Genomic DNA, 8,981 nt, shown 5'->3' with positions numbered 1-8,981 from the left:
CGTTTATCAATGATCCTACCCGCGATAATGCGAGTTACCCGCAACGTCCCAAAGCGTTCATCAACTACATCTTCTTCGACGAACAATTTAAGATGGTCAGCGGTGGCGCCAGCCCGGTAAATCCGACTGGTTTTATCAAGGATCACTTCTCAGACCTGCAAAATCTCGCTGCCATTAAAAACGGTTATCTTTATGTCTATGTGAGCAACGAGAGCCCGGTGAATGTGTTCTTTGATAACCTGCAGTTGATTCACACACGCGGTGCTTTACTCGAAGAAACCCACTATTATCCTTTTGGGCTGACGATGGCGGGGATAAGTAATAGTACAATTAATATTCCAACAAAAAACAATTGTGGGTGCCCTAATAAAAATGGTTTTAACGGCAATGAAATACAAAGTCGAGAGTTTTCGGGAACTATAGGGTTAGAACTGTACGATTTTAATGCCAGAACTTATGACCCTCAAATGGCACGTTTTATTCAAAGTGATCCCTTAGGCGAAGAAGCAGGCCAAGAAAGTCTGAGTTCTTACCATTTTGGGTTTAACAATCCGGTTCGATATGAAGATGCGGATGGCAAATGCCCAATTTGTCCATTTATTGTTTGGGGTATGCGTGCTTATAGAGCGTATAAAACATTTCAAGTTTTAGAAAAGGTGACTACAGTTTCTAAGGCAAGTATTCATTCGCCCCCTGCTGCGGCTGTGATAATGACGCCAATGATTATTACCACTGATGCACAAGGACAGACAGTCAGTGTACCAGAAAGTAAAATAAAAGAGTTTGAAACACAAGTTCGAATAGAAAAAACCGAGGAGATTGATAAGGAAATTATTTCTCTAGAAAAGGCAAACCGATCCTTGGAACGAAGAGCTTCCGAGCATGAACAAAAGTTGAAAGATTTTAAGAATGATCCAGATAAAAATGACAACAAAGGATATTTAAAAGATCAAAGCCCCGAATTAAGAAAAAAAATTATTGAAAAAAGAGTTAAGAATTTGGAGACTGAGATTAGAAGCTTCAGGAACAATATAAAGAAAAATGAGAAGAAAATCGAAGGCTTGAAAGATGAAAAACAAAAAATAACTGCAACTAAATAAAATGAATAAAATTAAAATTGAGGTTTACTATATAGAACGTCTATTTGAGAGATTAATTGAACGTCTTAAAAAAGATGGCTTTGATACGCTTTCTTTTGACAACGAATTGTATTGGAACATTCCCCTAAAAAGTATTGATATAATAACTGAAGAGCCAGACTTGACTATCGGTTCATTAGAAGATGATATACATTTCCTAAAGTCTTTGATTGATGAAGATTATGATACCCAATATTTGGAATTGGAGCGCCTCGCTGCGGTTCTGAAAAATTTTAGTAAAAAAGTGTCTTCTTTTGATGAAGAGGCCTAAAATAGTTGCTTCAAAGGCAGCCTTATTAGCATACAAAGAGCTGCCACAAGAATATTAAATGAAAGTGGCGGTGCCTATCAAAAATTAACTCCCACTGTTATTACGGTCCAAACCGATCGTCTTAATATGATTAATAAAGCACTGGAGAATATTAAATGAAAGAAAAATTTACGACATTGGAAAAGGTCATGAATAAATGGCGAAATAAAAATGCTCACAATCTTCCTCCAAATTCAGAAGAGGACATAGTTGCCTTTGAGAAAATCACAGGGTTAGTGATTCCGATTGATATGAAGGAATATTTTATTAAAGTCAACGGAACAGAAGGGGGAGACGAGAATGATTTTTTTCACTTTTATTCATTAGAAGAGTTTAAAAGTGTCGGACAAAGTTTAAAGAATTGGACAGGGAGTCCGGACTATTCCAATATTACCAATACGCTTTCACACCATGCATCTTTCTTTGTATTTGCTGACTATCTTTTTCATACGTTTTCATATGCGATAATGTTATACACGTATAGCTCCAACAAGAATGAGATAGTTGTGATTTCCGGCGATAAATATCAAGTGGTGGCAACTTCGTTTTCTCGATTTCTTGAGATATATCTTATGAATCCTGATGAACTTCAGTTTTAATGTCTTGAAAATTGGAATTGGATTGTCGATAAACATGATGTTCATTTTTAAAGCATTTACTCCTGTTAACTTTGATAACTTGAAGGTAACGCATGTCCGTGGGTCGTTATTAGAGGAGACACATTATTATCCTTTCGGGCTGACGATGGCGGGAGAGAGTTCGAAGGCTGTAAAATTTGGAAATCCCGAAAGCAAAAAAATATCAGAATTATGAGTTGCTTTCAGACTTTGATATTAATTTCTATGAATCGTTCTATCGTACACATGATCCACAACTAGGGCAATTCCGACAAATTGATCCTAAGGTCGAAAGCTTTTTTTCTTGCAGTCCTTACGTTAGTATGCTGAATAACCCGATTAAGTTTACTGATTTTTTAGTAGATAGCTGATACAACCAACCCTAAACGAGGATACGTTCCGGCTCCAAAGACTTTACCAGGTTTCCCGAATGCAGGTAAGAGGAGTTGGAATCCAAAAAGTGAGCGGTATCGATGGAAACTTCCAGACCAATCGATACTGGAATGGGATAAACAACACGGAGAAGTTGAGAAGTATGATAAGACCGGGAAAAAGCATCAAGGAGCGTTTGATCCCAATACGGGCGAACTTATTAAAGACCCTTTTCCTGGTCGGACAACTCCAAAAATTAATTCGGCTTTGGACCCATCTGAACCACCAAGTGCAGTTCAAGATAACCTACTTATTCCCAAAGATGTCCGTCCTATAACGCCTGAACCTCTTCATCATGTGCCACCACCGGCAAACGATAATAAATCTCTGGAACAAGGAATCAAAACTGGGATAATTGTAATAACGTTCTATATTATTTGGAAATTGGGAGCGGCTGCGCTTACGATTGGTACGGGTGGCGCAGCAAGTCCATTACTTGCATTATAAATGATTACGAATATGACGACCAAGCTTGAACGGTGGATTGATGTATGTAAAATTGGTACCTATGAAGCTACGTTCGAGATAAACGTAGATATAATACCTTTTGAAAAATTGTTGGAAATAGTTGTCCCTAGGAAGGACGATCCCTTGTTATATGAAGGTTATATTTTAAATGAAAACCAATTACGATCAATCCAAACGCTATTAAAGCAACATATTTCAATTGATTTAAAAACATTTACATATACTCTTGTTTGTGCTTCAGTTTAATTTTAAGGTGAAATCCTAAAAAAATGCGGCATACGCTGAAAGTAATGGCGGGAGACAAGGTGGATGTTTTTGGGAAAAACCATTGGTATACACCCAATACCTCCGGCTCGCCCAATGTGGCACCGGTGATGCTGGATATCTTATCCGGTTTACTCGGTGCTCCGGGCAGCGCTGCCGCCGGCAAAGCCACGGCCAGCCAGTTGAATGCGATCACCGATATCACTACGCCGCTTGGCGCCTTTATCAATGACCCAAGCCGTGACGATGCGAGCTACCCGCAACGCCCCAACGCCTTTATCAACTACATCTTCTTCGACGAATAATTTAAGATGGTCAGCGGTGGCGCCAGCCCGGTAAATCCGACTGGTTTTATCAAGGATCACTTCTCAGACTTGCAAAATCTCGCTGCCATCAAAAACGGTTATCTTTATGTCTATGTGAGTAATGAGAGTCCCGTGAATGCCCTGTGCCGATACTTCGGCATTCTTTGATATCCCGAACCTTCGGGACCCAATTAGTACACACGCGATGCCCCTTACTCGAAGAGACCCATTATTATCCATTGTCCCGAGAATTCGGGATGACGATGGCGGGGATAAGCCATAAAGCGGCCGGCGAGTTGAAGAACCGGTTTAAGTACAACGGTAAAGAAGAACAGTGGGAAGAGTTTAGTGATGGTAGCGGGTTGGAGTGGATGGATTATGGCGCGAGGATGTATGATAACCAGATGGGACGGTGGCATATGATTGACCCGCTTTCAGAAAAGAAACATTGGCTTACGACTAATAATTATGGAAGTAATAATCCGGTACTCAACATTGATCCTACTGGACTGACAGATTTTACCTTTAATCGTAAAACAGGCGAAGTGACTCAGATTGGAGCCAAAAATGATCAGCCTGATAGGATTCTAAAAACAAATAGAAAAGGGGAAGTAAAATATAAAAAAGAGGGAATGGCTAAAGTTGCTGTTGATGATATTGAAAAAGGTATCTTGAAAAACGGGATGAACTTTAAGGATAAGCATAATTTAATTACGATTGGCGGAAAAGATCAGCCCACCGAAAAAGGTGTAGAAACATTCCCACTAAGGCTGTCTGATTATCTGGGTGTGGAAATTAAGGGTGCTTATTTCGGGGAGGGAGGTACAACTCATATTAGCTTTGGCGCTTACGGAGGGAATACGTTTACTCAATCGTTTTCAGCGGGCCACGTAGAAGGACTAAGGAAAGGGCTTACTTTAAATGGTTTTTTTCATACTCATCCTAGTACTAACATAAGTACATCAGATCGAATAGTGCCATCCAAGCGAGATATAGAAACGCGAGACGAGGCATTAAAATTAATGCCGGCGTTAAAGTTCTATTTATTAACAGCTCCTCTGGCTTATGGTGATTCATACCCGTTTAAGATTGATTATACAACAGGGTTTTAAAAGCGATAAGCATAAATACGTTTCAATGAGAAAAATGTTAAGTACTGCCGCTATAAGTATGTCTGTTTTTATTAGTTGTACTACTACAAGGGTTTCGGATACAAAAGGCAAACATACAGATGGCCCAATAGAAGTTGCTATTGCGGATTATGCAAAGACTAACAAACAGTTTAAAAAGGAAAAAGTATTTGTCGTAACCCGGTATGACACACTATATAAGATGGAGTTGGTGAAATCGGATAGTCAGGTATATAAATGGGTACGGGGACAGATTTACGATAGGATCCTGGCTGTGAATATTATTTCAGGCAATAAGCAGTTTTCTGCTAAAATGTGTCCAACTCATGCTTTGGAGATAAGAGGTAAATTGTTTTACTGGTGGGAAGAGGGAGTTGCCCCAACTTCAGAAACCATGAATCTTTTAAGCAAGTATAATCTGATTCAAACGGATATCGACAGCCGTACTTCGCTTCCGGAAAGGCTTACTGATGGTTCACAGAAAGGAGCGGACTATTTCTTTTGCCGTAATAATATTTACAAATACAAGGTTGTAAACACAACTAAGGCTATCGGTTACTATGAACCTCCTTATGTGGGCTGTGATAATAAAGAGTAGACTTTATTGTTAGGCATAAAAGATGGCAGGAGACAAGGTGGATGTGTTTGGCTAAAGCCATTGGTATAATGATGGACCTAGAAATGACGGGAAAATGTTTTCATACTGGGAAGGGATAGATAATGCTTATATGCAATACCATCGTGATTTTAAAGGAGAACAGGCATATTATACTAACGGATCATTTACACCAAAGGCGTCAGCAAGTGCTAGGTTTAAGGAAGGAGCTAAAGCAGGAGCTGATCTTATAGCTCAGCTAGAGTCGGGAAAAATATCATTACAAGAAGGCGAAACCATAAAAATTGTTGGTCATAGTCAAGGTGCAGCATATGCCGCGGGAATAACTTCAGCCCTATCCCAGCACTCAAAGTATGGCGCACTTATCGAATTTGTCGATTATCTTTCTCCACATCAACCAGGCGATATAACACATCCAAAAGGCGTACTTGGCCGACAATTCTCTACCAAAACTGACAAAGTTTCTTCTAAGGGTATTATAGCTGACCTGTTCGGAAAATCATCTTATAAACAAATAAAAGGGGCGACTTGGGGGGTACAGCGAGAGGAATACAATGGTGGACTGGGCGGTCATATGGTAGATACTTGGATAGATGACCTCGCAAAATACTGGAGATCATTAGGGATTAATGTTACAGAGTATAAATAATTCAAATCAGACTAAATGAAACTTTTATTTGTTTTCTTAGCTATAATTTCTTTGTCTTGTGGGAAGCAAAATACACTATCGTCAGAAGATTACAATTGGATGCCTTACCATGGTACGGAAAATTTAATTTTCGAATCACCTGGAACAGATTCAGACTCCTTGCATTTTATTAGAAAAGATACTATCATGGCGCATCCAGATGCAGCAGTGGGAGGCGTTGAATGCGAAGAAGTTTGTGTCTTTTCCAAAAATCAAGTACAACGTCCGACTTTAATTTTTTTCAAGGTAAAAAAAAATAGAGAAGATAAAACTGAACTTGTTTTTAATTTGTCAACCGAAAATGCTGTTTTTTATCGAATTACCCCGGTGAATATTGATAGTCTGGCAACACCGATTACGTTTGAAACCTCCTACAAAAAATATGATGATGTTTTTCTTATCATACCGGATGAATACGCAAAAGATTTCTATCAACGCAGTGATTACGTTGTTCGGTTGTATTGGAGTAAATCATCCGGTTTGATCAGATATGACAGAAAAGATGAGCGTTATTGGGAATTGAAAGCAGAATAACTGATTAGATCACGGCTGCCCTTACGATTTACATAGGCAATATTTTGGGGATAAGCTTGGATGAGGTTGGACGTTAATTATGACGTATCCTATAAGATAAGTATTGCAGTATGAACAAATATTCTGTTTATAGTAAAACGTATATCTGCAAAAGATTAGTCAATAGTCGATTTATTCCGACAAAAAATCAAAACTATCAACAACATTAAAATATTATAAAAAGAGGGGATTAAAAAATGAAGCCCTTTCTGTGAATTTATTCAAACTAATCACTTCGCATAAGTCAGCAGCCCCCAGATCAGGGCAATGCCAAACCCGATCAGGATCATGCCGTTGATCCGGTTTACCAGGTGAATATTGTGCGGCGTAAGGCGGTTGCGGATTTTGCCGGCCAGCATTACTTTGGCCATGTCGCCGGCCAGTACAAAGGCCAGACAGGTAAGGAAGATAACGATGCGCTGCTCCACGGTATGGTTGACAACGGTGGTTGAAGTGGTTAACCAGAAGAGAAATACCGCCGGGTTGAGTGTGTTCATGAAAAAGCCCGACAAAAAGATCCGGGCATAATCCCGCTTGCGGAATTTGATCAGCGAAGGTTGTCCCTGCTCGTTGATCTTGATTTTTTTAAAGAAAAGAAAATAAGCGCCCATCACGATCAGGAAGATGCTGCCGGCAATACCAATGCCGGTTCTGTGTGCGCTGATGCTGCTGAATAGTTCACTGAATACGTTGCTCACCAGCACGAGTGCAATATCGCTCGCCGATACGCCAAGCACGAAAGCCATGCCGCCTCGATGACCACTGTTCAGGCTTTGTTTGATAATAGAAAAGAGGACCGGGCCAACAGTAATGCTCAGTAACAATCCAAGTGTAATTCCTTTCAGAAAGGCCTCAATCATACGTTGTCGAGTGTGGCGATGCAACGGAGACGCCGGTTAACAATCAGGTCAGCGATCCCTTTTCCAGGAATCGGTTCCATTCATCTAACATTTTCCCCTTCATCACCCGTGGAAATTTATGCTGGCTTCCCAGTTTTCCTTTCAGTTCCATAAATCGCATGAATTTTTCTTCCGGCAACACTTCCAGGAATACTTCTTTCAATGCGCTGTCTCTTTCGGTAGCGTAGTCGTCGTTGATATTGCGCAAGGTCTGATCGATATGTTTGCGCAATGCCTCTGCATCTACTTTATCATCGGTGGCTATGTACCATCTGTGTGCAAAGAACCCTTCGTAGGGAAATCCTACCACGGTGAACTCCGGTATGCTGATGTTGAATTGCTCGCTGGCTTCCTCGATCGCCTTGTTCATGTTTTCCACGCTGAGGTGTTCGCCTACGAGACTCAAAAAGTGTTTTGTTCTGCCGGTGATCACCACTTCATGGCGCTCGAGGTCCACGAATTTCACGGTGTCGCCGATGAGATAACGCCAGGTGCCGGCGTTGGTGCTCATGAGCAGGGCATATTCTTTTCCTTCCTGTACCTGGTGGATCATCAATGCTTCCGGCTTTTCTACCATCTTGCCATCGGCATCGAAGTTTTTGTCGTCGAACGGTACAAATTCAAAGAAGATATTATTGTTGAGAATGAGCTGCATGCCTTTGGCATGTTCGCGCATTTTATAACCGATAAATCCTTCGCTGGACAGATAGTTTTCAATATAAACGATCGGTCTGCCCAATAGTTTTTCAAATCCTTTACGATAAGGTTCGAAGGCCACGCCGCCGTGCACAAATACGCCGAAGTTGGGCCAGATCTCGTGAATGTTTTTCACCTTGTAGCGCTCGATGATCATTTCCATACACATCTGGCACCAGGCCGGCACACCTACGATATAGCCGATATCCCATTCTTTGGCGTGTTCTACTATTTCGCTCAGTTTTTGATTCCAGTCTTTCATGGCGGCGATGCGGCCGCCGGGTTTATAAAACGTCTGGAACCAGAAAGGTCTTTTTTTCGCAAGGATGCCGCTGAGATCACCGGCAAACCAGCCTGCTTCGCCTTTTTGCAGGTCAGTGGCGCCGCCGAGCATCAGGAAACCGCGTGTGAGCGCTTTACGGTTGGCTTCTTCATAACCGAATACACTGATCAGCTGACGCACATAGTTGATGCTGTTGCTCCGCAATAATTCTTTGGTGATGGGAATATATTTACTCGCAGCTTCGGAAGTACCGGAGCTGAGTGCATAGTATTTTATTTTACCGGGCCAGGTAACATCGGGCGTTCCGTCGAGCGTCTTTTTCCACCACTCCTCATAAATCTTGTTGTAATCGTGAACGGGAACTAATTCCTGGAATTTTTGCGCGGGATCGCGGTTGAGCAGGATTTCGTCGAACCGGTATTTTTGTCCAAATTCAGTGAACCGGGCTTTTTTCAGCAATTTTTTCAGCACGCGCAGTTGTTGGCGGCGTGCGTCGTTGGGAGGTATACGCAGTGCAGCGGCAATCGCCTTGGGTATTTTAATATCAATTATCGTAGCCAT

Annotated in this window: 12 protein-coding genes and 1 pseudogene; 11 read left to right on the top strand and 2 right to left on the bottom strand. The window is 41.2% G+C overall.

Annotated elements, in window-relative coordinates:
• The 11 genes and pseudogenes from H608_RS0101575 to H608_RS0101520 form a co-directional block, all read left to right on the top strand.
• A partial coding sequence (locus H608_RS0101575) for an RHS repeat-associated core domain-containing protein (RefSeq protein ID WP_028786131.1) occupies positions 1-1,100 on the top strand: 1,100 nt, incomplete at its 5' end.
• Between the two features lies 1 nt (position 1,101).
• Entirely contained in the window at positions 1,102-1,410 is a 309-nt protein-coding gene (locus tag H608_RS0101570) for a hypothetical protein (RefSeq protein WP_028786130.1), read from the top strand.
• Positions 1,411-1,565: 155 nt separating this feature from the next.
• Positions 1,566-2,048, top strand: coding sequence for an SMI1/KNR4 family protein (locus H608_RS0101565; protein WP_028786129.1), 483 nt, complete (start codon positions 1,566-1,568; stop codon positions 2,046-2,048).
• 381 nt (positions 2,049-2,429) lie between these two features.
• Positions 2,430-2,672: pseudogene (locus H608_RS24910) on the top strand (colicin E3/pyocin S6 family cytotoxin); the annotation flags it as partial.
• A 33-nt stretch (positions 2,673-2,705) separates the two neighbouring features.
• Positions 2,706-2,945, top strand: coding sequence for a hypothetical protein (locus tag H608_RS24715; protein WP_245565700.1), 240 nt, complete (start codon positions 2,706-2,708; stop codon positions 2,943-2,945).
• Complete coding sequence (locus H608_RS24905) at positions 2,946-3,212, top strand: DUF7683 domain-containing protein (protein WP_028786126.1); 267 nt, start codon at positions 2,946-2,948, stop codon at positions 3,210-3,212.
• Between the two features lie 23 nt (positions 3,213-3,235).
• Entirely contained in the window at positions 3,236-3,535 is a 300-nt protein-coding gene (locus tag H608_RS0101545; RefSeq protein WP_028786125.1) for a hypothetical protein, read from the top strand.
• Between the two features lie 239 nt (positions 3,536-3,774).
• Entirely contained in the window at positions 3,775-4,647 is an 873-nt protein-coding gene (locus tag H608_RS0101535; protein ID WP_155990010.1) for an RHS repeat-associated core domain-containing protein, read from the top strand.
• A 25-nt stretch (positions 4,648-4,672) separates the two neighbouring features.
• On the top strand, positions 4,673-5,263 hold the full coding sequence (locus tag H608_RS0101530; protein ID WP_028786123.1) for a hypothetical protein: 591 nt from the start codon (positions 4,673-4,675) through the stop codon (positions 5,261-5,263).
• A gap of 94 nt (positions 5,264-5,357) precedes the next feature.
• On the top strand, positions 5,358-5,930 hold the full coding sequence (locus H608_RS0101525) for a hypothetical protein (RefSeq protein ID WP_155990009.1): 573 nt from the start codon (positions 5,358-5,360) through the stop codon (positions 5,928-5,930).
• A 15-nt stretch (positions 5,931-5,945) separates the two neighbouring features.
• Positions 5,946-6,503, top strand: a complete 558-nt coding sequence (locus H608_RS0101520) for a hypothetical protein (RefSeq protein WP_155990008.1) — start codon at positions 5,946-5,948, stop codon at positions 6,501-6,503.
• Between the two features lie 269 nt (positions 6,504-6,772).
• Here H608_RS0101520 and H608_RS0101515 read toward each other — a convergent pair whose 3' ends face one another.
• A complete protein-coding gene (locus H608_RS0101515) occupies positions 6,773-7,402 on the bottom strand; it encodes a LysE family translocator (RefSeq protein WP_028786120.1) in 630 nt (209 codons plus the stop codon).
• 43 nt (positions 7,403-7,445) lie between these two features.
• Entirely contained in the window at positions 7,446-8,981 is a 1,536-nt protein-coding gene (locus H608_RS0101510) for a GH3 family acyl-acid amido synthetase (RefSeq protein WP_028786119.1), read from the bottom strand.

This window comes from Terrimonas ferruginea DSM 30193, assembly GCF_000425585.1.
GTDB classification, from domain to species: Bacteria; Bacteroidota; Bacteroidia; order Chitinophagales; family Chitinophagaceae; genus Terrimonas; species Terrimonas ferruginea.
Note: the sequence above shows the minus strand (reverse complement) of the source record. Positions and strands in the feature narration are given on the sequence as shown.

Coding starts and splice junctions, on each gene's coding strand:
- H608_RS0101570 (WP_028786130.1), top strand. CDS start 1,102: ATGAATAAAATTAAAATTGAGGTTTACTATATAGAACGTCTATTTGAG.
- H608_RS0101565 (WP_028786129.1), top strand. CDS start 1,566: ATGAAAGAAAAATTTACGACATTGGAAAAGGTCATGAATAAATGGCGA.
- H608_RS24905 (WP_028786126.1), top strand. CDS start 2,946: ATGATTACGAATATGACGACCAAGCTTGAACGGTGGATTGATGTATGT.
- H608_RS0101545 (WP_028786125.1), top strand. CDS start 3,236: ATGCGGCATACGCTGAAAGTAATGGCGGGAGACAAGGTGGATGTTTTT.
- H608_RS0101530 (WP_028786123.1), top strand. CDS start 4,673: ATGAGAAAAATGTTAAGTACTGCCGCTATAAGTATGTCTGTTTTTATT.
- H608_RS0101525 (WP_155990009.1), top strand. CDS start 5,358: ATGTTTTCATACTGGGAAGGGATAGATAATGCTTATATGCAATACCAT.
- H608_RS0101520 (WP_155990008.1), top strand. CDS start 5,946: ATGAAACTTTTATTTGTTTTCTTAGCTATAATTTCTTTGTCTTGTGGG.
- H608_RS0101515 (WP_028786120.1), bottom strand. CDS start 7,402: ATGATTGAGGCCTTTCTGAAAGGAATTACACTTGGATTGTTACTGAGC.
- H608_RS0101510 (WP_028786119.1), bottom strand. CDS start 8,981: ATGGCTACGATAATTGATATTAAAATACCCAAGGCGATTGCCGCTGCA.